This is a genomic window from Methylosinus trichosporium OB3b, assembly GCF_002752655.1.
GTDB lineage: Bacteria > Pseudomonadota > Alphaproteobacteria > Rhizobiales > Beijerinckiaceae > Methylosinus > Methylosinus trichosporium.
Map to the genome: position 1 here is coordinate 2,604,074 of NZ_CP023737.1, position 22,918 is coordinate 2,626,991.

Annotated in this window: 12 protein-coding genes; 3 read left to right on the forward strand and 9 right to left on the reverse strand. The window is 68.6% G+C overall.

Annotation, left to right across the window (positions count from 1 at the left end):
- Positions 1-31: 31 nt before the first annotated feature.
- From CQW49_RS12570 to CQW49_RS12600, 7 genes are all read right to left on the reverse strand, one after another.
- Positions 32-1,051: a DNA-directed RNA polymerase subunit alpha gene (locus tag CQW49_RS12570; RefSeq protein WP_099831789.1), complete on the reverse strand. Its 1,020-nt coding sequence runs from the start codon at positions 1,049-1,051 to the stop codon at positions 32-34.
- Positions 1,052-1,157: 106 nt separating this feature from the next.
- Positions 1,158-1,547, reverse strand: a complete 390-nt coding sequence (rpsK, locus tag CQW49_RS12575) for a 30S ribosomal protein S11 (protein WP_003609316.1) — start codon at positions 1,545-1,547, stop codon at positions 1,158-1,160.
- Between the two features lie 123 nt (positions 1,548-1,670).
- Complete coding sequence (gene rpsM, locus CQW49_RS12580) at positions 1,671-2,039, reverse strand: 30S ribosomal protein S13 (protein WP_003609315.1); 369 nt, start codon at positions 2,037-2,039, stop codon at positions 1,671-1,673.
- Positions 2,040-2,271: 232 nt separating this feature from the next.
- Entirely contained in the window at positions 2,272-4,431 is a 2,160-nt protein-coding gene (scpA, locus tag CQW49_RS12585) for a methylmalonyl-CoA mutase (RefSeq protein ID WP_003609314.1), read from the reverse strand.
- Positions 4,432-4,535: 104 nt separating this feature from the next.
- Positions 4,536-6,308 (reverse strand): pyrroloquinoline quinone-dependent dehydrogenase, encoded by a 1,773-nt coding sequence (locus tag CQW49_RS12590; RefSeq protein ID WP_003609313.1) that lies wholly within the window; start codon positions 6,306-6,308, stop codon positions 4,536-4,538.
- Positions 6,305-7,465: a patatin-like phospholipase family protein gene (locus CQW49_RS12595; protein WP_003609312.1), complete on the reverse strand. Its 1,161-nt coding sequence runs from the start codon at positions 7,463-7,465 to the stop codon at positions 6,305-6,307. The genes CQW49_RS12590 and CQW49_RS12595 overlap by 4 nt, the downstream gene beginning before the upstream one ends.
- Positions 7,466-7,562: 97 nt before the next feature.
- Entirely contained in the window at positions 7,563-8,768 is a 1,206-nt protein-coding gene (locus CQW49_RS12600; protein WP_024749725.1) for a DUF2336 domain-containing protein, read from the reverse strand.
- Between the two features lie 149 nt (positions 8,769-8,917).
- Between CQW49_RS12600 and CQW49_RS12605 the strand changes: the two genes are divergently transcribed.
- The 3 genes from CQW49_RS12605 to CQW49_RS12615 all read left to right on the forward strand — a co-directional run bounded on the left by CQW49_RS12605 (position 8,918) and on the right by CQW49_RS12615 (position 13,243).
- Positions 8,918-9,634 carry an aldolase/citrate lyase family protein gene (locus CQW49_RS12605; protein WP_003609309.1) on the forward strand — a complete coding sequence of 239 codons (717 nt, stop codon included), beginning with the start codon at positions 8,918-8,920 and terminating at the stop codon, positions 9,632-9,634.
- 135 nt (positions 9,635-9,769) lie between these two features.
- Entirely contained in the window at positions 9,770-12,211 is a 2,442-nt protein-coding gene (locus CQW49_RS12610; RefSeq protein WP_003609307.1) for a YfhO family protein, read from the forward strand.
- A gap of 132 nt (positions 12,212-12,343) precedes the next feature.
- Positions 12,344-13,243: a hypothetical protein gene (locus CQW49_RS12615; protein ID WP_003609306.1), complete on the forward strand. Its 900-nt coding sequence runs from the start codon at positions 12,344-12,346 to the stop codon at positions 13,241-13,243.
- 229 nt (positions 13,244-13,472) lie between these two features.
- Here the strand turns inward: CQW49_RS12615 and CQW49_RS12620 are convergent, their stop codons facing one another.
- Positions 13,473-14,837, reverse strand: a complete 1,365-nt coding sequence (locus CQW49_RS12620) for an outer membrane beta-barrel protein (RefSeq protein ID WP_099831790.1) — start codon at positions 14,835-14,837, stop codon at positions 13,473-13,475.
- Between the two features lie 299 nt (positions 14,838-15,136).
- On the reverse strand, positions 15,137-22,750 hold the full coding sequence (locus CQW49_RS12625; protein ID WP_244441311.1) for an apolipoprotein A-IV repeat region-like domain-containing protein: 7,614 nt from the start codon (positions 22,748-22,750) through the stop codon (positions 15,137-15,139).
- Positions 22,751-22,918: the final 168 nt, after the last annotated feature.

Here is a 22,918-nt window from a genome sequence, read left to right on the forward strand (position 1 = left end):
TCTATTCGCTACTCGCTATTTCGCTATTCGCTCAATAATGCTCTTCGAATCTCTTGGCGAGATCGTCGATATTCTCCGGCGGCCAGCCGGGGACTTCCATGCCGAGATGCAGGCCCATCTGAGCGAGCACCTCTTTGATCTCGTTCAGCGACTTGCGGCCGAAGTTCGGGGTGCGCAGCATCTCCGCCTCCGACTTCTGGATGAGGTCGCCGATATAGACGATATTGTCGTTCTTCAGGCAGTTGGCCGAGCGCACCGAGAGCTCGAGCTCGTCGACCTTCTTGAGCAGCGCCGGATTGAAGGCGAGCTGCGGGATCGACGGCGCGGTCTCCTCGCGGCGCAGCTCCTCGAAGTTCACGAAGACGCTGAGCTGATCCTGCAGGATGCGCGCCGCATAGGCGAGCGAGTCCTCGGGCGAGATCGCGCCATTGGTCTCGATGGTCAGCGTCAGCTTGTCATAGTCGAGCACCTGGCCGGCGCGCGTGTTCTCGACGCGGTAGCTGACCTTCTTGACCGGCGAATAGAGGCTGTCGATCGGGATGAGGCCGATCGGCGCATCCTCGGCGCGGTTGCGGTCGGCCGGCACATAGCCCTTGCCGGTCGCCACCGTGAACTCGACACGGATCTCCGCGCCCTCGTCGAGCGTGCAGATGACGAGGTCGGGGTTCAGGATCTGCACGTCGCCGGGCGTCTGGATGTCGCCGGCGGTGACCGGGCCGGGGCCGGTCTTCTTCAGCGTCATGCGCTTGACGCCCTCGGCGTGGTTCTTGATCGCGATGTCCTTGATGTTGAGGACGATGTCGGTCACGTCCTCACGCACGCCGGGGATCGAGGAGAACTCGTGCAGCACGCCGTCGATATGGATCGAGGTGATGGCCGAGCCCTGCAGCGAGGAGAGCAGAATGCGGCGCAGCGCATTGCCGAGCGTCACGCCGAAGCCGCGCTCGAGCGGCTCGGCGACCGCGACGGCGACGCGGCGCGGATCGTCGCCGGCCGTCACCTCGAGCTTGCTGGGCTTGATGAGTTCCTGCCAGTTCTTCTGGATGCTCACTGTGGCGCCTTTCCTTCAGCTCGGCCGGGCTCCGCACGCATCGCGCGACGCCCCTTAGCAATTCGTCCCGATAAAACTCTCGGGCGACAAGTCGCCTCGAGACGCGTCAGACGCGGCGACGCTTGCGCGGACGGCAGCCATTGTGCGGAATGGGCGTCACATCGCGGATCGAGGTGACGGTGAAGCCCGCCGCCTGCAGCGCGCGCAGCGCCGACTCACGACCTGAGCCCGGGCCGGAGACCTCGACCTCGAGCGTGCGCACGCCATGCTCGCCGGCCTTGCGCGCCGCGTCCTCGGCGGCCATCTGCGCGGCGTAGGGCGTCGATTTGCGCGACCCCTTGAAGCCCATCGAGCCGGCGGACGACCAGGACACAGTGTTGCCCTGCGCGTCGGTGATGGTGATCATCGTGTTGTTGAACGTCGAATTCACATGCGCGACGCCGGAAACGATGTTCTTGCGCTCCCTGCGGCGAACGCGCGTGGTCTCTTTTGCCATTGGTCTCTCGTCCTTCGAACGCGCCCGTAATGCCGGGCGCTAGGGCTCGATGTGGGCGGGAGCGCGGCTCGCTCCTCGCCCAGGTGATCGTCGCGGGCCGAGGCCCGCGACACGGAAAAGGCGTTACTTCTTCTTGCCGGCGATCGGCTTCGCCTTGCCCTTGCGGGTGCGGGCGTTGGTGTGGGTGCGCTGGCCGCGCACCGGCAGCTGGCGGCGATGGCGCAGGCCGCGATAGCAGCCGAGATCCATCAGGCGCTTGATGTTGATCGCCACCTCGCGGCGCAGATCGCCTTCGACGAGATAGTCGCGGTCGATCGTCTCGCGGATCTGCAGGACTTCGGCGTCGGTCAGCTGGGCGACGCGGCGCTCCGGCGGGATGTTCACCTTCTCGATGATCTCCTGCGCCTTTTTGGCCCCGATCCCGTGAATATATTGAAGCGCGATGACGACGCGCTTGTTGGTCGGTATGTTGACGCCGGCAATACGGGCCATGGTTCTCGTCTCTCCATGTCGAGGGCGAGCGGGGAGCTCGCCCGGTTGATGCGCCCGCGTCCGGTGGAGGCCGGCCCTTGCGGGTCGTGATACGACAACGGCTCCGTTCCCGCTGGCGCGAAACGGAGCCCACTGCCGTGATCGTGAAGTCGCGCTTCCTAGGCGAAAGAAAGCGCCGCGTCAAGTCACAAACGTCGCGAATTTCGATCGTGAGCGCTCCCCTGCGCAGCCCTCACGCTTTCGCGCGCTCCCGCTGCGCATAACCGAGCCGCACATTGAGCTCGTCCAGCACCTGCGCCGCCGCCTCGGGAATATTGGTGCCGGGCGGGAAGATCGCCGCCGCGCCGGCGTCGTAGAGCGCCTGGAAATCCTGCTCGGGGATGACGCCGCCGACCACCATCATGATGTCCTCGCGCCCTTCCGCCTTCAGCGCGTCGCGCAGCTCGGGCGTCAGCGCCAGATGGCCCGCGGTCATGGTGTTGACGCCGACGATATGCACCTTCTCCTCGGCGGCGCGCTTGGCCACCTCCTCCGGCGTCGCGAAAAGATCGCCGATGACGACCTCGAAGCCGAGATCGGCGAAGGCCGAGGCGATCACCTTCTGGCCGCGGTCATGACCGTCCTGGCCGAGCTTGGCGACGAGGATCTTCGGCCGGCGCCCCTCATTCTCGGCGAAGGCCGCGGTCATGCCGCGCGCTCGCGCCACCTTGTCGAAATTCTCGCCCGCTTCCCGCGCATAGACGCCGGAGATCACATTGGCCTTGGGCTTATGGCGGTCGAACACTTTTTCGAGCGCGAAGGAGATTTCGCCGACGCTCGCCTTGGCCCGCGCCGCCTTCACGGCGAGGTCGAGCAGATTGGCGCCGCTGGTCGCGCCTTCGGTCAGCGCGTCGAGCGCCGCTTGCGTCGCCGCCTCGTCGCGCTCGGCGCGCAGACGCTTCAGCTTCTCGATCTGCGCGGCGCGCACGGCGGAATTGTCGACCTTGAGAACATCCGGCGCGACGTCATTGGCCGGCCGATATTTGTTGACGCCGACCACCACCTGCTGGCCGGTGTCGATGCGCGCCTGCGTCTTGGCGGCGACCTCCTCGATGCGCTGCTTGGGCAGGCCCTTCGCGATCGCCGCGGCCATGCCGCCCATGCTCTCGATCTCCTGAATATGCGCCCAGGCCGCTTCCGCGAGCTCGGCGGTCAGCTTCTCGACATAATAGGAGCCGCCCCAGGGATCGATGATGCGCGTCGTGCCGCTCTCCTGCTGCAAGACAATTTGCGTATTACGGGCGATGCGGGCGGAGAAGTCGGTCGGCAGCGCCAGCGCCTCGTCGAGCGCATTGGTGTGCAGCGATTGCGTATGGCCCTGCGTCGCCGCCATCGCCTCGATGCTGGTGCGGATCGAATTCACATAGACGTCCTGCGCGGTGAGCGACCAGCCGGAGGTCTGGCAATGGGTGCGCAAAGTCAGGCTCTTCTCGGATTTGGCGCCGAGATCCTTCATCAAGCGCGCCCACAACAGGCGCGCGGCGCGGAGCTTGGCCACCTCCATGAAGAAATTCATGCCGATGGCGAAGAAGAAGGAGAGGCGCGGCGCGAAAGCGTCGATATCGAGGCCCGCGGCGACGCCGGCGCGCACATATTCGACGCCATCGGCGAGCGTGTAGCCCAATTCGAGATCGGCCGAGGCGCCCGCCTCCTGCATGTGATAGCCGGAGATCGAGATCGAGTTGAACTTCGGCATATGCTTGCTGGTATAGGCGAAAATATCCGAGACGATGCGCATCGAGGGCAGCGGCGGATAGATATAGGTGTTGCGCACCATGAATTCTTTGAGGATGTCGTTCTGGATCGTGCCCGTCAGCTTCTCGGGCGGACAGCCCTGCTCCTCGCCGGCGACGATGAAGAGCGCCAGCACCGGCAGCACGGCGCCGTTCATCGTCATGGAGACGCTCATCTGCTCGAGCGGAATGCCGTCGAACAAAGTGCGCATGTCGTAGATGGAGTCGATGGCGACGCCCGCCATGCCGACATCGCCGGAGACGCGCGGATGATCGCTGTCATAGCCGCGATGGGTGGCGAGATCGAAGGCGACCGAGAGGCCCTTCTGCCCGGCGGCGAGATTGCGGCGATAGAAGGCGTTGCTGTCCTCCGCCGTGGAGAAGCCGGCATATTGGCGGATGGTCCAGGGCTGGGCGACATACATGGTCGGGTACGGCCCGCGCACATAGGGCGCGACGCCGGGGAAGCCGTCGATGAAGGAGAGGCCTTCTATGTCCTGCGGCCCATAGGAATTCTTGACCTCGATCCCTTCCGGCGTCAGCCAGCGGCGGTCGGCCTCGGGGGCGGCGACCGCGGTCGGAGCGAAGGGGATCGACGCGAAATCGGGAATACGGGACATCTGGCGCTCTCTGATGGCTTTCGTCGAGTCATAGCCAAAAGGAGCCGGGGGAGCAAAGGGGGACGCGCCGCCAACTTCGGCGCCGCCCCGGCGAGCCTCCTCGGTCAGTCGTCGCCGAGGCCGAGAATCGAGACCTTGGCCGTCGTGATCTCGGTCGGCCACAGCACCTCGGTGAGGCCGGTGGCGGCGGCGACGCGCTGACCTTTCGAGGTCGAGAAAGTGATGACGCCGCCGCCGACCGCGCCGCCGATCTTCGCGCCCCAGAGCTTTGCGCCCGTGTCCGCGTCCAGCGCGTAGAAATTGCCGCCCATGTCGCCGAAGAAGACGAGGCCGCCCGCCGTCGGCGCCACGCCGCTCTGCACGGGATAATTGGTCCTGGCGCGCCAGCGCCAGCGGCCGCTGTCCGCATCCACCGCCTGGAGCCAGCCCGCCCATTGGAACACCGGATCGGCCCGGCCCCACATGTTGAAGGGATTGATGGAATCCTCCCCGGACCAGGGCGTGAACTTCGCGGCGCCCTCGATCTCCTTCTCGGGCTCGATTCGGACGGTCGTACACCATTGCACCTCGCCGACCATCACCAGATTGTTCTGCGGATCGAAGGCGGGCCCGTTCCATTCGGCGCCGCCGACCGAGCCGGGGCAGAAATGCACGCTCCTGTCCGCCGAGAACGGAACATCGGCGTTCTCGATCTTCGTCATCGGGACTCGATAGAGCCGCTCCTTCGTCTCGAGGTCGAAGCCGTAGAGGTGGCCGTCCTTGGGCGCGACGAGCATCATGCGCCGGCCCGCCGCGGTGGTGACGAGCGCCGGCGCGGCGGAGACGTCCCAATCGTGCCAATCCTTGTCCAGGATTTTGAAATGGGTCCGATAGGCTCCGGTCCTCGCGTCGAGCGCGATCACCGAATTCGAATAGAGATTGTCGCCGCCCCGCAGCATCACGTCGAAATCGGGGGCCGGATTGCCGCCCGGCACATAGAGCAGCCCGGCTTGCGGATCGAGCGTGTAGGACGTCCAGGTCGCGCCGCCCGAGATCGCCGCGTCGGCGGCCATTTTCCAGCTCGATGCGTCGAGCGGCGTCTCGCCCTGCGGTCCGCGGGTCGGATCGCCCTCTTGTCTCGGAACGAGATAAAACTCCCAGACGATCCGGCCGGTGGCGGCGTCGAGCGCATACATGCGGCCCTTCACGCCTTTGAAATCGCCGCCGGCGTTGCCGATGAAAACGAGGCCGTTCCAGGCGATCGGCGCCGCCGGCGCGCTCTCGCTCTTCTTCGGATCGGCGATCGCAGTCTCCCACAGGCGCTCGCCGGTCTTGAAATCATAGGCGAGCACGCGCCCGTCCTGCGTGCCGCGGAACACGCGCCCGTCGAGAAAAGCGACGCCGCGGTTCACGTCCTGCGGCGTGGCCGGCGCATAGCGCTCGTGCTTGCGCCAGTTCTCGCGGCAGGTGAGCGGGTCGACGGAGAAAGTGTCGTATTGGGTGGAAAACAGCAGCGCGCCATCCACCATCAGGAGGCCCGAGTTGAAGCCCGTATATTGCCCCGTGTCATAGGTGCAGAGGACGCGAAGCCGGCCCACATTGGCGCGGTCGATCTCCTTCAGGGAGGAGAAGCGGTCGGAGGTCAGCGTCTTGTTGTAGCTCGGCCACTGGCCGTCGTCCGGCGGCGGCGAGCGAGGCGCGTCTCCCGTGCTCGCGGCGTCGAAGCCCTCGGCGGTCTCGACCGTCAGCTCGCCCTTCGGCGCGTCGAGATAGCGCCAATAATTGATTCCCATGGCCACGATCGGAACGAAAGCGTTCCAATTCACATAAATCGCCCCTGCGACCGCGACCCCGACGACAGCGGCGAGGCCGAGCGCGATCATCGTCGCCTTCCTCATGCGCCCGCTCCTCTCGCCGAGACGACATCGGCTCGCGACCGCGGCACTCCGTCCTTGGTCAAGTCCAGCGTCACCATGCCTCCGGGCGGGTGCGGGCGGCCGAGCCAATCGGGATGGCTCAGCGTCGTCTCCACGTCGCGCCTTCCGTCCTCCCAATGGCGCTCCATCGTATAGCGCGAGAACTCGAAATCCTTCGCCGGCCCTTCGCTCGGCGCGGGGCGGTGGATCAGATGCACGATCGTCGTCGTATATTCGCGGGCGGCCTCGTGCAGAATGCGCCAGTCCGGGTCCTCTCGCAGCTCCTTCGGCGCTTTGGGGCCGAGCCGGGCGATGGCGGCGGAGAGCTCGTGCAATCGGCGCATCAGATCGGTGTTCATGCGCGTGCGCGAGGAATAGCGAATATCCTTCTCGCGGCTGGCGACCTCGAGCATCGTGCGCGGCAGCTCGCCGCGCGCGCTGAAGAGGTCGAGCTGAAACAGCAGCAGGTCCCGCCGCGGCCGCTCATAGTCGAGCACATATTGCAGCGGCGTGTTCGAGACGAGACCGCCGTCCCAATAGCGCTCGCCCGCGATCTCGATCATCGGCAGGCCCGGCGGCAGCGCGCCGCTCGCCATCACATGCTCGGGGCCGATGCGCTCGCGCGCCGTGTCGAAATAATGAAAATTGCCGGTCCGCACATTGACCGAGCCGATGCTGTAGCGGGTCGCGCCGGAGTTGAGGAGGTCGAAATCGACGAGCGACAGCAGCGTCTCGCGCAGGGGCGCCGTGTCATAGACGCTGAGGCTCTCCGGCGCGTGGCGGAAGCCCGGAAGCGGCGGCGGCACGCGCGGCCGAAAAAATCCCGGCGCGCCGCATCCCGCGGTGATCGCCGCGCTGGTCTCGTCGAAGAGCTGGACGAACAGCTCCTCGTCATTGATCGGCGCCGCCGTGATCAGGCTGGAGGCCTCGCGCCAGAACCGGGCCAGCCGCTCCACCCGGCGCTCGGGCGGATTGCCGCAGATGATCGCGCCATTGATCGCGCCGATCGAGATGGCGGCGACCCAGTCGATCGTCTGGCCGGCGGCGTGCAGCGCCTCATAGGCTCCCGCCTGATAGGAGCCCAACGCGCCGCCGCCCTGAAGCACGAGCCCCGAGAGCTCGGCGTCGCTTTCGCTCATATCGCCTCCCGCCACCGACCGGTTCGGTTGGCGAGGTAACTAGGGCGATGGGAACATCGAGGCCAATGAACAGCCCTCGTTCGTCATCGCAGCCGGCTCACGCCGCCTGCAGCACATCCGCCTCCAGCGCCGCCATGTCGATCGCCGGCGCGAGATCACGCTCCAGCGCCGCGGCGGCGTCGCGCGCGTCCTCGCGCAGCGCTTCGGCCTCGAAGCGGCGCAGCAGCGCCAACAGGCGGTCGAGCTCGCCGCCGTTCAGCTGCTCGCAGGCGGTGAGCGCGCGCTGCACCATCAGCAGCGACAGGCGCGCCCCGCCGCCGACGCCGCCGCGATAGCCGAAGGCCTGTTGCGCTTCGAGCGCGGCGCGGAAGGCCGGCAGCAGATTGGCCGGCATCTTGGCGCGCGCATAGAGCGCGGCGAAGCCCGGGCCGCGGAAATCGCGCACCATCCCGGCGACCCGCTGCGCGTCGACGCCCGACAATTCGCCGAGCGCGGCCTCGAGCAGCCCGCAATTTCCCGAGAGCAACGCGCGCAACGCCAGGCTCGGCGTCAGCCGCCCGCGCCGGCGCAGATGCGCGACGAGCGCGCGCACGCCATTGCTCCCGCCCGTCTCATTCGCCTCGGCGACGATGACGACATTGGCTTTCTCGCGCGCCTCGCCGACGACGCGCTCCGCGCGCTCGCGTGACAGCCATTCGCGACCGATGACGAAAGAGGCGAGGCTCGCCGCCGTGGCGTCGACGAGATCGCTGCGCACTGCCGCCGGCAGGAACGGCCGTGACAGCAAAGCCTCGCGCAATTGGGAGTCGTCGCCGAAGCGCTCGATCATGCGGCGCAGCGAGAACACCGGGACCTCGGCGCCCGGATTGACGGCGAGAGCGATCGAGGCCTCGCAGGCGCCGACTTCGGCGAGAGCCGCGGCGAGACCGCTGGGCACATGGGCGCGCAGCGCGATCGACGTCTGCGCAAAGACGTCGCCGATCGCAGCGCAATCGATGAGCTCGCTCTCGGTGAGCAGCGGCGAGCGCGACAGCACCAGCGCGGCGATGTCGGACTGGTCATTGGCGAGCGCCGCCACGATGGCGTGCGGCGCGTCATGAGAATTGGCGAAGACTTCGGCGAGCTTGCGCCGCACCAGCGGCGAGGGATCGTCGAGCAGGGAGGCCAGCGCGGTCTCGGTCTCGCGCCGCGCGGCGACGTCGAGATCGGAATGGAGATAGGCCTTCGCGAGGGCTTCGGCCCCGTCGATACGGCGCGCGGTCGGGGCGGTCTGCGCCCAGTGCAGAAAATCTCTGGCGATCATTTGACTCATCGACGCCCTATGTTCTGGAACGGATCGGCGCTGCCGCGGTGGTAGAATCTCCATTTATGGTAAATTCCCGCTTAAGATCACGGCAGGACGATCGCGCGAAGCATGAACGCCCGACCGCTCGCCCCGAGGAGACCGCGCGCATGCGATCCTTTCTGCTCGTCACCGCCCAGTCCGATGCGCTCGACGCCGCCCTCGAGAGCGAAGCCGACGCCCTCGTCCTCGACCTCGGCGGGCGCGGCGACGCGCGGGCGGCCGCGGCCGCTTTTCTCGCTCGTGCGCGGGGCCGGCCGGGTCCGGCGCTCTTCGTGAAGGTCGCGGCGCTCGGCGGGGCCGAGATCGACGACGATCTCGCGGCGATCGTCGCCGCCGCCGCGCATGGCGTGGCGCTGCCGCGCGCCTGCGGCGGGGCGAGCCTGCAGCATCTCTCCGCCAAGCTCGCCGTCGCCGAAGCCATGGCCGGCCGCGACGACGGGGCGACGCGCATATTGGCGCTCGCCACGCAGACCCCGGCGGCGATCTTCGCGCTCGGCGATTACGCCGGCGCCTCGACGCGGCTCGACGCGCTCGCCTTCGACACCGAGGAGTTGCGCCGCGCGCTCGGCGCCGCGCCCGACGATGCGTCGCTGCGCGAGCCGGGCTCCCCCTTCGCCCATGCGCGCGCCGGCCTGCGGCTGGCGGCGGCGGCCGCGAAAGTGGCGGCGATCGACCGGCCTTTTCCCGCGCAGGGCGATCCGGCAGGCCTCGCCGCCGAATGCCGGGCCGCGCGGCGGGATGGATTTGCCGGCAAGCTGGCCGCAGCTTCCTGGCAAGTTCGGGAGATAAACGCGGCTTTCGACGGGGCGAAGGCCACGGTATAGTCATGGCGCCCAAACGTTCATCATGAGTTCATGAACGCGGTCGCAGCTTGGGCGTCCCATCGGAGCCCCCGGCGGCGAAGGCTCGGGCCATCCGCTCGCGCCGGCCGCCATGCAGCGTTCAAAGAGACAGTCGAGATGACGATCAGCGATTGCCTGTCCGGCGAATCGGCGAGCGCGGACGCGATCGAAGCCGCGACGCGCGCATCGCAGGCGCAGGCGCAGGACTGGACGCGGCGCGAGACGCTCGCGGCGCTTGCGGCGCTCGCCGGCTTCATGGGGCTCGCGGTCCTATGCTGGGCGGCGAGCGGCGCGGTCGTGCCCTGGGACTCGAAGAATCATTTCTATCCGATGTTCCGCTTTCTCGGCCAAGCGCTGCAAAAAGGCGAGCTGCCGCTCTGGAATCCTTATCATTTCGCCGGACATCCGGCGGTCGCCGACCCGCAGTCGCTGATCTTCACCCCGACCTTCTTCATCCTGGCGCTGCTGTTCCCCTCCGCCTCGATGCAGAGCTTCGATCTGTTCGTGTTCCTGCATCTCCTGATGGGCGGCGTCGGCGTGCTGGCGCTGTGCCGGCGCCTCGGCTTCGCCCCGGTCGCGGCGGTGCTCGCGGGCGCGATCTTCATGTTCGGCGGGGTCGCCGCCTCGCGGCTGCAGCATACGGGAATGATTATCTCCTACAGCTTCTTCCCGCTGGCCTGGTGGCTGCTGGAGATCCTGCTGGAGCGTCCACGCCTGCGCAACGGGCTGCTGTTCGGCCTCCTCGCGAGCCTCATGGCGCTCGGGCGCGATCAGGTCGCCTATCTCTTCTGCGTCACTCTGGTCGGCCGCGTGGCGCATGCGGCGCTGGCCTCGCGCCGGCCGCTGGCGTTTCTCTACGAGCGCTGGCCGGCGCTGCTGGCGGCCGGCGGCGCCGGCGGCGCCATTCTGGCGGCGCCCGTGCTGCTCACCCTGCAATTTCTGGCAAGCTCCAACCGGCCGGCCATCGCCTTCGGGGTCGCCGCCGCCGGCTCGCTGGCGCCGGTCAATTTCGCCACCATGCTCGCGCCCGATATTTTCGGCTCGCTGGCCAAGAGCTATTCCTATTGGGGCCCCGGCTATGACACGATGAGCGAGCCGGACTGGACCGACCGCGCCATCGACTATCTCTTCATCGGCACGGCGCCCATGGCGCTCGGGCTCTGGCACGGACTCGCCGGGGGGCGCATCTTCGCGCGCGAGACGCGTTTCGTCCTCTATCTGCTCGCTGGCGCGCTGATCTACACGCTCGGCCGCTGGACGCCTCTGTTCGAGCCGATCTACGACCTCTTCCCCGGCGTCTCGCTCTATCGCCGGCCGGCGGACGCCGCCTTTCTGCTCAACGCCGGCTTCGCGCTCTCGGCCGGCTATCTCTTGCACCGCTATATCGTTCACGGCTCGCCGCGGCCGTTCGAGGCCCTGCCGCGCCCGCTCGCTCATGCGCTGCAGGCCTGCGCCTTCGGCGTCGCGCTGGCGCTGCTGCTCGGCGGCCTCGCCTTCTCGATGGAGACGCGCCACGGACGCGAGGCGCTCGACGCCATCGGCCTCGCGCTCGCCGCCGGCGCCGGCGCCGCGCTCGTCCTCGTCTTCGGTGAAAGGCGGAACCAGCGCGCGCTCGCGGCGGCGCTCATCGTCGCCGCCACTTGCGGCGAGCTGCTGTGGCGCAACGCCGCCGATCCGCTCAACGCCGAGCCGGCGGCGCGCTATTCGATCCTCGGCGAGCCTTCGGCGGCCGAGCGCGCCGGCGTCGCCGCCCTCGGCCGGGAAATTTCCGAACGCGCCGCCAGGGGCGAGCATCCGCGTGTGGAGATATTGGGGCTGGCGGGCGGCTGGCAGAACGCCTCCATGATGCTCGGCCTCGAGGACACGCTCGGCTATAATCCGCTGCGCATCTCCGAATATGAGCGCGCGATCGGCCCCGGCGACAACGCCGTCGATCCCGATCTGCGCCATTATCCGGCGACCTTCCGCGGCTATCGCTGCAAGCTCGCGCGGCTGCTGGGGCTCGATTATCTCGTGCTCGGACGCCCGCTGGCGGCGATGCCGCGGCATATGCCGCGGCCCAGCGCGACGCCGATCTTCGTCTCCGACCGACTTTATATCTATCGGCTCGGCCGGACCGCCGCGCCGCGCGCCTATTTCGCGTCACGGGTGAAGGAGGTCGATTCCGACAACGCCATCGCCGAGGACGAGATCCCCGATTTCGACGGCGCCCAGGAGGCTCTCGTCGATGCGGCCGACCATGCGCATCTCGATGCGGCGCTGACCGCGCCGGGCCCTGCCGCCCGTTCGAAGGTCGCGATCGTCTCCTATGAAGGCGAGCGGATCGCGCTCGACGTCGAGAGCGATCGCGACGGGCTGCTGGTGCTGCACGATCTCTATTATCCCGGCTGGGAGGCGCGGATCGACGGCCGGCCGGCGCCGATCGTCAAGGCCAATATTCTGTTCCGCGGCGTGCCGACGCCGGCGGGGCGACATCGCGTCGAATTCCTATTTCGGCCGTTTTCGCCGACCAATCTGACCTCGGCCGCCGTCGGGCTGGTGGAGCGCGATGCAGATTAGTGGTCTTCCTGGCGCAATTGGATATGACAAAGGACTCGCGATCCAGAAGCCGGGTTTGGGCCGCGAGCCTTCAGGCTCGCTCTGGAAAGGCGCGAAACCCTCCGCGACATGTCACGCGAGCTTTTGCAATCGATGAACAAATCCATTCCCGCTGGTTTCGCTCTGCTCCTCGCCGGCGCCGGCTTAGCGCTCGCCGAGACGCCGCTGCGGACGCCCCGTTCTTCGGCGATTCTGCGCCTCAGCGCCGTTCTCACCCCCGCCGACGCCGCGCCCGTGCGTGGCGGGATCCGTTGGCGGATCTTCGAGGAGACGCCGGGCGACGACGGCGCGCGCCGTCTCGTCGCCGAGACGAAGGATGCGGCGCCGGCGCAGGAGCTGCCCGACGGCGTCTATATCGTCCACGCCGCCTTCGGCCTCGCCGGCGCGACGCGGCGGGTGGTGATCGAGGGCGGCAATGTCAGCGAGCGGCTGGTGCTCAACGCCGGCGGGCTGAAGCTCATCGACATGCTGGGCGACACGCCCATCCCCGCCCAGCGCCTCGCGATCTCGATCTATGTCCCGGAGCGCGGGAACTCCGAGGCGAAGCTGGTGCTGGCCAATGCGCAGGGGGGCGAGATCCTGTGCCTGCCGGAGGGCGCCTATCACATCGTCTCGACGCTGCTCGACACGACGCAGGGCTCGCAGGGCGACAACAACGCCACCAATTCCGTGATCACCGCCGATCTGCGCGTCGCCGCGGGCAAGTTGATCGAGGCGACGCTGCGCCATCGCGCCGCGACCATGACGCTGAAGCTCGTCAATCAGCGAGGCGGCGAGGCGCTCGCCAACACGTCCTTCTCGGTGCTGACCCCGGGCGGCGACGTCATTCGCGAATTGATCGGCGCCTTTCCCTCGCTCGTGCTCGCGGAGGGCGAATATGTCGTCATCGCCCGGCACGACGGAAAGACCTATCAGGAGACGTTTCGCGTGCAGAGCACGCAGGATCGCGAAGTGGAGATTTCAGCGCGTGCGGAAGCGTCGCGCGATCCGTGAGAAATCTCCGCGGGTGTCGCGCGGACGCATGACAGCGCCTCGAGAGACGGCCGGAAAGGAGAGGGTGCGGCTCGAAATCGCAGAATGTGAGCGTTTGCCGCAAAGATCGGCCGCTCTGTGATTTGGCGAAAACCATCGACGCCGGCCGACCAGAGATCGTCACCGGCGTCGAGGCATTGGCGGCACGGCTCCCCTCATGAACACCGAGGAGCCATTCGCGAGAACGAGGTCAGCGGATCGTGAACGGCACGATGACGTCCATCGCGATCATTCCCTGCGTTCTCTTGTTGCCGTTCCAGCCGAAGAACGGCGCGGCGCCGTTCAGCGTCGTGTCCCAACGAACTTCGGGGCGGAAGATGATGCCGTTGATAAAGGGCATCTTCGGGAACTCCGGGGCGATGGTCGCGCCGAGGGTCAGAGCGAGATAGCTCGTGCCTTGGCCGGCCGGCTGCGCGATCGACTGGTTCGGATAGCCGTGAGCAACGTTCACCGTGTCGAAATAGCCAGGATAGCCGACCACGAAGAAGTTCTTGTTGTCGCGGAAATATTCGAGGCGGCCATTGATCTTGATCGCGTCATTGACCTTGTAGGACACATTCTGCGAAACGCCATAGGCGTCCGCGCCCTGGGGCCGGGAAACGCCCGCGGCGTTGGTGACCGGGTTCCAGCCGTCCTCTCGCATATAGGAGATGTCGGTCACGAACATGAGGTTTTCAGTGGGCTTCCACGTCGTCGTGAGATTATTGTAGTAGCGCCACGTGTTATTCGGATTGCAGGCGCATTGCGCCGGAATCCCTCCGACCGTGCCCCAAGGCCAGCCGACGTAATTCGGGTCGAGCTGCCGGGGATTCTCGGGACCGGAGTGGGAGAAGCCCAAAATGGTCAGCTCGCCATCGAGCAGATTCAACCCGAAGCCGCCGTAGGCGGAAGCCGAATTATTGTTGTCGCCCGCCCAGCCGAGGCTCGTGTTCAAGCCGCTGGTGACGCCGGCGTAGATGTCGAGCCACTCGGTCGCGTGAGTAACGGTCATCACGCCGGTGTGTTTGAAGGGTCCGAAGTTGAAGTTGTATGAGTGGGTGTAGAACAGATTATCCTTGGCCGGGATCACCTCGAAGCCGTTATAGGTGACGAACTGGCCGAATTTCACGTCCACGCCGCCTTCCGTGAGGATCGGCAGATGAACGAGGCCGTGCGCCTCGAGGATCGTGAATTGCGTGCGGTCGTGCATCAGATAGTCGAACTGGCCGAGATAGTGGCTATATCTCGCGTCTTCGCCGACAAAGGTCTGGAATTTGAAGCCGTAATCGATGCCCGTGGCTTTCGGGTCGAGAGGCCGCTGAACCGTGAACAATGCCTGGTTGAAGATCGGCGTGTTGGCGCGGTCGGTGAACAGATGGCCCCAGTTGAGCCCGTTGTAGGGCGACGCCGGAGTCACCACGATGCCGCCGTCGAGAAATCCATCGATCGTCAGCGTGTCGAACCAATCCGGCGGCGGGGCGGCGGGCGCGGCCTTCATCGATGCGACGTCGGCCGCGTATGCAACATTGGCGAGCAGGGCGGCGGCCGCCACTCCCGTCAAAAGTGTCAACTTCATGTTTCGGCTCCCGAAGTGGAATCATTCTTCACAGGAATTGTGTCAGACGCCAGCGGAGCAGTTCAAGCCGAACAGAGGAGCAAATGCCTATCGAGTATGCAAAGCGGGGCTCCGAATGTGTTTTCTTCCAAACAGTGGCTAAAATGTCACATTCTTGGCGGCTTCCGGACAATCTCGACAGGAGAGCGGGCGCAGAAACGCGACAATTGTCGGACAGCTCTCGAGGAGTCGCCCGGGCGGCCACATGCAATCAATCGGTTGTCGGCGGCGCCCGCCGACAATGAGCTCGCGGGGCCGCCCTACTCGAAGCGGCCCGAAGCATGTCCGAGCATGGTGTACACCTTGCCCGCATCGGAGATCAGATAGCCGCGCGTCAGCGCGCCGTCGCGATCGTTGCGGCCCGTCTCCATCAGCAGCCGTTCGAACTCCTGAATGTAATGGTCGACGGTCGCGCGGAATTCCGCGTCGACGCGGCAGCGCCGGCGGATCTCCTCGAAGGTCTGCTGCCCTTGCTGCGTGTAGAGCCGGCGGCCGAACGGCGCCTTCTCGCCGCGTTGGAACCGCTCCCACAGATCCGTCACCGCCGCCTGATCGACCATGCGGGCGATGTCGAGCGTCAGGCTGTCCAGCGCGCCGCTCGGCTTGTTGCGGCCGGGGACATTGTTGGCGCGCGGCGCCGGCGGCTCGTCGCGCGAGGCGCGCGCCAGGAGATCGGAGAGCCAGCCGCTCTCGCCGGGATCGCGGGCGGAGGGCGCCGGCTGCGGTGGCATGGCCGGGGGCTGCTGCGGCGCCCGCGCGCGCGGCTCCTCGCGCGGGCGCTGCGGAGCCGACCAGGACGGCTCGAGCGAACGCGCCGGCGTGGGCGCGGGCGCCGGCTCGAATGTCCGGCGGGGCGGCGCGGGCGGAGGCGGCGCGGCGACGGCGGCCGGCTCGGCGATGTCATAGACGCGGCCCGAGCGCGCGACGATGTCGGTCAGCTCGTTCAGCGCCTTCACCTGCTCGCCGATGACCCGCCGCAGCGCGGCGGCCTGCTCGGCGGTCTCGCGCGGCAGCTCCTGAGCGCCGCGGCGCACCTCGACGCGCGTCGCCTCCAGCTCGCGCTGGATCTCGAGCGACATGCCGCGCATCTCGGCGGCGGCGGCGTTGAACTTCTCGGTCGCCTCGCCGAAGATCCGGTCGAGATCGCCGCTGGCCTGATCGCAGGCGGCGCGCAGCGCCGCCGAGGTCTGCTCGCTTTCGCGCAGCGCGGCGCCGCGAACGGCGGCGAAGCGCTCGTCCACGAGATCGGCGGTGTCCCGCGTCGATTCGGCGAGCAGTCCGCCGACGGCGCGCGCCCGCTCCTCGACGCGGCGGAAGCTGTCCTCGACCAGACCCGAGAAGGCCGCGACCGCGCCCTCGAAATCCTTGCGCTTGCCCTCGACGAGGCCGACGAGGCCCTCGAGCGAGCGCCGACGCGCATCCAGCGCGGAATCGAGCTGCTCCTGAGTTTCGGCGAGCCGGTCGACGCTCTGCGTCAGCGTCTGCCGATGGCTCTCCATCGCCCCGACGATCTCCTGCGCCTCGCCGATGGTTCCGTCCGACAATTTGCCGAGCTCGGCGATCTGCGACGACACGTCGGAAATCGCGCCCTGGAACTCGTGCAGCCGGCCGGTGAGCTGCGTTTCGAGCCCCTCGAGATTGGCGCCCGCATGCTCGATGATGGTCTGCAGCGAGGCGTTGGTCGCGCCGAGCCGATCGAGCACGTCGGGCAGCTCCTTGCGCAGCTTCTCATTGACCGAGAGCAGCGCGCGCACCGATCCCTCCGACCCCGACTCCAGCGCGGTCTTCAGCTCCTGCGCCGATTCTGCAATGGAGGCGGCGATCTCGGCGCGCTTCTCGCCGAGGTGCTGGACGATGGAGGAGCCGCGGCTCTCGATCGTCTTGGCGACGAGCTCGCCGACATCGGCGAGCTCGCGCGTCACCTCGCCGCCGCGCTCGCCGAGCGTCGTCCCGATTTGCGTCAGCCGCTCGTCGAGCGTCGCGCTGATCTCGTCGACGCGCTTCGTCAGCGCCTCGCCGAGATCGCCGGTGCGCGCATGCAGAGTGGCGTCGAGCTCGCGTTTGGCGGAAGAGAGCGTGGCGTTGATCTCGGAGATGCGCGCGCCGATCGTCTCGACGACGAGGCGCGAGCGCTCGCCGATCTCGTTCGAGACGGCGTCGAGACGGCCGACCACATTGTTCTCGAACACGCCGATGCGATTGTCGAGCGTGCCGGCGATTTCTTCCGCCCGCCCGCCGAGCGTGGCGTTGATCTCCTCGGCCTTGGTCGACAGCGTCTCGGAGAGCTGGCTCGAACGCTCGAGCAGCACAGCGTCGATCTCCTTCACCTTCTCGTCGAGCGAGCGGATGACCTCGCGGCCGCCGTCGCCCATCGAGCGCGCGACCTCGACGGCATGGCGCGAGAGCGTTTCCTGGAAGCTCTGGCTGGCCGAGCCGAGCCCGGCGTCGATGCGCTCCACCAGCCCGTCCATGCGGTCGACCGCCTCGCGCGTGCGCTCGTTCGACACCGCTTCGAAGGTCTCGATCTTGGACGCCATGGCGCCGGCGATCTCCTCGGCGCGCGCGCCGAGGAGATCGACGAGCGCAGCGCCGTCCTTCGACACGGATTTATCGATGGCGACGAGCTGCCGCTTGACATGGTCCGTGAGGGTCTTCGACTGTTCGGCGAGACGCCCTGCGACCGCATCGGCCTGCTCGGCGATGCGCCCGACCAGCTCGCCGCCGCCTTCGCCGAGCGCCCGCTCCACTGTTGCGAACCGCTGCTCCACCTCTTCGGAGAGGCGCTGCGACTGCTCGCCGAGCCGTCCGGCGAGCGTCTCGGACTGTTCGGCGAGACGCGCGACCAGCTCGCCGCCGCCCTCGCCCACCGCCCGCTCCACGGCGCCGAGCTGTCGCTCGATATCCTCGGAGAGGCGCTGCGACTGCTCGCCGAGCCGCGCCGCCAGCGCCTCCGACTGCTCGGCGAGACGCGCCACCAGCGCGCCGCCGCCCTCGCCGATCGTCCGATCCGCCGTGGCGAGCTGCCGCTCCACTTCTTCCGAGAGCCGCTGCGCCTGCTCGCCGAGGCGCGCCGCCAGCGCCTCCGACTGTTCGGCGAGGCGCGCGACCAGCTCGCCGCCGCCCTCGCCGATCGTCCGATCCGCCGTGGCGAGCTGCCGCTCCATTTCTTCCGAGAGCCGCTGCGCCTGTTCCACGAGGCGCGCCGCCAGCGTCTCCGATTGCTCGGCGAGACGCGCCACCAGCGCGCCGCCGCCTTCGACGATCATCCGATCCACCTCGGAGAGCTGCCGCTCAATATCTTCCGAAAGCCGCTGCGCCTGCTCGACGAGCCGCGCGCCGAGCGCTTCCGAGCGCTCGTCGAGACGGCTCACCAGCGCGCCGCCGCCTTCGACGATGGTGCGATCCACCGCGATGAGCTTGTTGCCGAGCTGCTCGGTGAGCCGCTGCGACTCCGCGCCGATGCGGGCGGCGATCTGCTCGCCCTCCTGCTGCAGGGCCGTCTCGAACGCCGCGATCTGATCGGAGACGCCGCGCGCGATCTGATCGCCGCCGGCGGCCAGCGCCGCGGCGACCTCCCCGCCATGCCCGATCACCGTGCTCTCGAAAGCGGCGATGCGCTCGGCGAGCGCCTCCTCGATCCGTTCGCCCTGCGTCGAGATGGCCAGCACCGCCTCGCCGGCCGTGAGGGCGAACCGCTCCTGCAGAGCAGAGGACTGCTCGGCGAGCGCATCCGCCACATCGGCGACGCCCTGGCCGAGGCCGGCGCGCAGCTCCGCGCCGCCCGAGGCGAACACCTCTTCCGCCCGCTTCTGCGCCTCGGAGAGCGACCGCGACGCCTCCTGGGTGGCGCGCTCCAGCGCGTCGAGCCGCACGGTCAGCGCGCCGTCGACCTTCTCGGCCTGCTCGGCCACCGCCGCCGTGACCTCGCCGGTCTGGCGCGACACCTGCTCCTCGAAGGCGGTCAGCCGCTCGGACAGCACAGAGGCGATCTTGTCCGAATGCTCGGCGACGCGGGTCGCCACCTCGTCGCCATGGCGCACCACCGTCGTCTCGAAAGCGGCGAGGCCCTGCGAGAGAAAGGCGCCGATCTCGTCGCCGCGCTCGACGAGGCGCGTGACGGTCTCGTCGCTGCGCGCCACGACGCGCTCCTCGAAGGCCGTGAGGCCCTCGGACATGGCGGCGCCGATCCGGTCTCCGCCTTCGGCGAGCCGCTGAGCGGTCTCCTCGCCCTGGCGGGAAATCTGCTCGCCGAGCGCCGCGAACTCGCCGGCCACCGAGACGGTGAGGCGCGCGCCATGCTCGGCGAGCCGCGCCACCGCGGCCTCGCTCTGCTGCGCGACCCGCCGCTCGAAAGTCGCGACCCCGTCGGAGACGGCGGCGCCGACGCGCTCGCCCTCGTCGACGAGGCGCGTCGCGAGATCCTCGCCGCGGCGCAGAACTTGATCCTCGAAAGCGGCGAGGCCGTCCGACACCGCCGCGCCGAGCGCATCGCCATGGGCGACGATCTGCCCGACGACGCGCTCGCTGTGGTCGAGCACGCGCGTCTCGAATGCCGCGAGGCCCTCGGACACGGCGGAGCCGATCGCGTCGCCATGCTCGACGAGCCGCGCCGCCACCTCGTCGCCATGGACGACGACGCGCTCCTCGAAGGCCGCGAGGCCGTCCGAGAGCAGCGCGCCGATCGCATCGCCCCGCGCCGCGAGGCGGGCCGCCGCCTCGCCGCTGCTTTCGGAGACGCGGGACTCGAATTTGGCGAAGCCTTCCGAGACGACCTTGCCGATGATCTCGCCATGGGCGGCGAGCTTCTCGGCGATATCCTCGCTCTGGTCGGAGACGCGGCTCTGGAAGGCGGCGAGGCCTTGCGCCACCGCCTCGCCGATCGCCTCTCCCTGCGCGGCGAGCCGCGCCGTCGCCTCTTCGCCGCGGCCGGCGACGCGCTCCTCGAATTTGGCGAAGCCGTTCTCGACGAGAGAGCCCAGCGATTCGGCCTGGGCGGCGATCCGCGTCGCAATATCCTCGCTATGGGCGACGACGCGCTCCTCGAAGGCGACGAACCCGTCCGTGACCAGGGAGCCGATGGCGTCGCCATGGGCGACGAGGCGATTGGCCACCTCGTCGCTGTGGCCGACCACCCGCTCCTCGAAAGCGCCGAGCCCGTCCGACAGCGCCGCGCCGATGGCGTCGCCATGGGCGGTGAGCCGGGCGGAGACCTGCTCGCTCTGCGAGACGACGCGCCGCTCGAAGGCCGCGAGCCCCTCGGCCACCGAGGCGCCGATCGTCTGGCCGTGCTTGAGCAGCCGCGAGGCCGCGGCCTCGCTCTCGCCGAGGACCCGCTCCTCGAATGTCGAAAGCCCCTCGGCGACCATCGCGCCGATCGCCTCGCCATGGGCGACGAGACGGTTGGCCGCCTCCTCGCTCTGGCCCGCGACGCGCTCCTCGAAAGCCGCGAGCCCGCCGGAGACCGCTTCGCCGACCGTCTCGCCCTGCGTCGCGAGTCGTGCGGCGAGCTGCTCGCCCTCGGCGTGGACGCGCCGCTCGAAGCTCTCGAGCCCTTTCGCCACCGCCGCGCCGATCGCCTCGCCCTGAGCGACGAGGCGGGAGACCGCCTTCTCGCCGCGGTCGATCACATTCTTCTCGAAATCCACGAAACCATCCGTGAGCCCGGCGCCGATGGCGTCGCCATGGGCGACGAGACGACTCGCCACCTCGTCGCTGTGGCCGACCACGCGCTCCTCGAAAGCCGCGAGCCCATCCGCCAGCGCCGCGCCGACCGCCTCACCCTGGAGGCGAAGGCGGCTCGCGGCCTCCTCGCTCGGGGCGACCACGCGCTCCTCGAAGCTCGCGACGCCGTCGGAGACCGCCGCGCCGATGCGCTCGCCCTGCTCGATGAGCCGCGCCGCGGCGTCCTCGCCGAGACGCAGCACGATATCCTCGAACTGCTGCACGCCCTGCGTCATGACCGCGCCGAGCTTCTCGCCATGGGCGCCGAGACGCTGCTCGGTCTCCTCGCCCTGCGCCGCCACCCGGGCCTCGAATTCGGCGAGGCTCTTCGTCACGGTCTCGCCGAGGCGCGCGCTGTCCTCGGCGACGCGCGCGGCGGCCGCGCCGCCATGGCGGGCGACGCTCTCCTCGAAGGCCGCGAGGCGCTCGGCGAGGGTCTCGCCGACGCGGTCGCCATGCATGGCGATGGCGGCGACCGCCTCGCCGGCCAGCGCGGCGAAGCGCTCCTGCAGAGAGTCGGTCTGCGCCGAGAGCGCCCCGGCGCTCTCGGCGAGATTCTCCACGAAACGCGCATGCAACGCCTCGCCATGCGCCTCGAAATCGCTCGCCGCGCGCTTGCGCGTCTCCTCGAGCAGAGCGGCGATGCGGTCGCCGGCGGCGCCGAAGGCGGCCTCGGTCGCCGCGGCCTTGGCGGCCATCTCGGCGGCGAGCGTGTCCGTCGCCTCGGCCAGAGCGCGCTCCAGCGCTCCGCCATGCGTCACGATCGCATCGTCGACGCGCGACCCGGTCTCGGCCAGCCGCTCGACCAGGCTGTCGCCGCGCTCGCCGACATTATTGGCGAGGGCGGTTCCGAGCTCGTCCAGCCGCTCGACGATCGAGGCGCTGCGCTGCGCGAGATCGGCGGCGAGCGTCTCGCCGCGCTCCTTCAGCCGGCGGTCGGCCTCCGACACGCCATCCGCGAAGCGACGCGTCACATCCTCGGTCGCGTCGCCGAGGCCGCTGGTGATGGACTCTCCGGCGGCGGCGAGCCGCTTCACCATATCCTCGCCGCGGCTCGACAGCGTCGTATTGAAGCCGTCGCCGACGCGCTCCAGCGCGAGGCGGATCTCCTCGCCCTTGGAGCCGAGCGCCGCGGTCACGCGGCCGCCGGCGTCGCTGACCGTCTCGGCGAGATGGGTCGAGGTCGACTGCAGCTCCTGCGACAGCGATTCGCGCGCGCCGAGCAGAGCGGTGCGGGCGTTGTCGGCGTTGACGAGGATCGCCTCGCGCTCGCGGGTGAGCTCGTCGATGAGCAGGCGGATGCGCCGCTCGTTCTCCGAATAGGAGCGCTCGAGATTGGAGACCTCGGTGCGCACGATGATCTCGAGCTCGCTGGCGCGGGCGAGCGCCCGTTCGATTCCGTCGCCCATGGACGCGGCCTCGCGGCGGATCGCCTGAGAGAGCGTCACCACCTGCTCGGTGGCGATGGTCTCCGGCTCGATGAGGCGGATCGCCACCTCCGCCATGGAATTGGCGACCTGCTTCATCTCATGGGCGCGGCGCGCCATCACCCCGGTGACGAAGATGAAGACGATGGGCCCGGCCAGCGCCAGCAGGGCGAGCACGGGCTTGGGCGCGAGGAAGGAGCCGCGCTCGGCGTCGATGATCTCGCCCTGGTTGAAATAGACGAACAATGTCCAGAGCAGCGCCCAGGCGACGATAGAGGCGAAGGTGTAGGCGAGGATGGCGTTGCTCGGACGCGCCTGCAGCGCCTGCCGCAGGCGGCCGACCGTCTGGCGGTCGTCATTGGCCGGCGCGCCGGCCGGCGCGACCGCGGCGGACTTTTGCGCAGGCGCGGGCGAGGAAGCGGGATTGCGCGGCGAGGCGGCGGGGGTCGGCGGCGTCTCGGCCCGGCGCGGCGGGGCGGGTTCGCGCGGCGATTCCGGCGGGCGGCGGGTCGGCAGCGCGAACCCCTGCGTGCGCCGCTTCTCGGCCACCGCTCGGGTCGCCTCGACGATCTTCTCGAATTCGGCCGCCTCGGCTTTTTCGGAGCCCTTGGAATCGGCGGGCGCGGCGCCGACCTTGGCCGCCGCCTCGGGCTCGTCGCCCAAATTCAACGCCTCCTCGATCGCCGACAGCGCAGCGGTCGCCGCGTCTTGGGTCTTGCCCGACATCGCCATTTTTCCGTTTCTCCGAGCGGACTTGCGTCGCGATCACGCCGCTCACCCTCGATCCCGCTCACATCGAGCGGAAAAGATTAACCAAATATTACAACCGACCGCAGGCAAATGAAACCAGCGCGACGGGTGTGATTCGGAATCGTCGTTAACGCGGCCGCGACC

Excerpts from the sequence above, each read along its gene's own strand:
- rpsK (WP_003609316.1), bottom strand. The coding sequence starts at position 1,547 with ATGGCAAAAGAGACCACGCGCGTTCGCCGCAGGGAGCGCAAGAACATC.
- rpsM (WP_003609315.1), bottom strand. The coding sequence starts at position 2,039 with ATGGCCCGTATTGCCGGCGTCAACATACCGACCAACAAGCGCGTCGTC.
- scpA (WP_003609314.1), bottom strand. The coding sequence starts at position 4,431 with ATGTCCCGTATTCCCGATTTCGCGTCGATCCCCTTCGCTCCGACCGCG.
- CQW49_RS12590 (WP_003609313.1), bottom strand. The coding sequence starts at position 6,308 with ATGAGGAAGGCGACGATGATCGCGCTCGGCCTCGCCGCTGTCGTCGGG.
- CQW49_RS12595 (WP_003609312.1), bottom strand. The coding sequence starts at position 7,465 with ATGAGCGAAAGCGACGCCGAGCTCTCGGGGCTCGTGCTTCAGGGCGGC.
- CQW49_RS12600 (WP_024749725.1), bottom strand. The coding sequence starts at position 8,768 with ATGATCGCCAGAGATTTTCTGCACTGGGCGCAGACCGCCCCGACCGCG.
- CQW49_RS12605 (WP_003609309.1), top strand. The coding sequence starts at position 8,918 with ATGCGATCCTTTCTGCTCGTCACCGCCCAGTCCGATGCGCTCGACGCC.
- CQW49_RS12610 (WP_003609307.1), top strand. The coding sequence starts at position 9,770 with ATGACGATCAGCGATTGCCTGTCCGGCGAATCGGCGAGCGCGGACGCG.
- CQW49_RS12615 (WP_003609306.1), top strand. The coding sequence starts at position 12,344 with ATGAACAAATCCATTCCCGCTGGTTTCGCTCTGCTCCTCGCCGGCGCC.
- CQW49_RS12620 (WP_099831790.1), bottom strand. The coding sequence starts at position 14,837 with ATGAAGTTGACACTTTTGACGGGAGTGGCGGCCGCCGCCCTGCTCGCC.
- CQW49_RS12625 (WP_244441311.1), bottom strand. The coding sequence starts at position 22,750 with ATGTCGGGCAAGACCCAAGACGCGGCGACCGCTGCGCTGTCGGCGATC.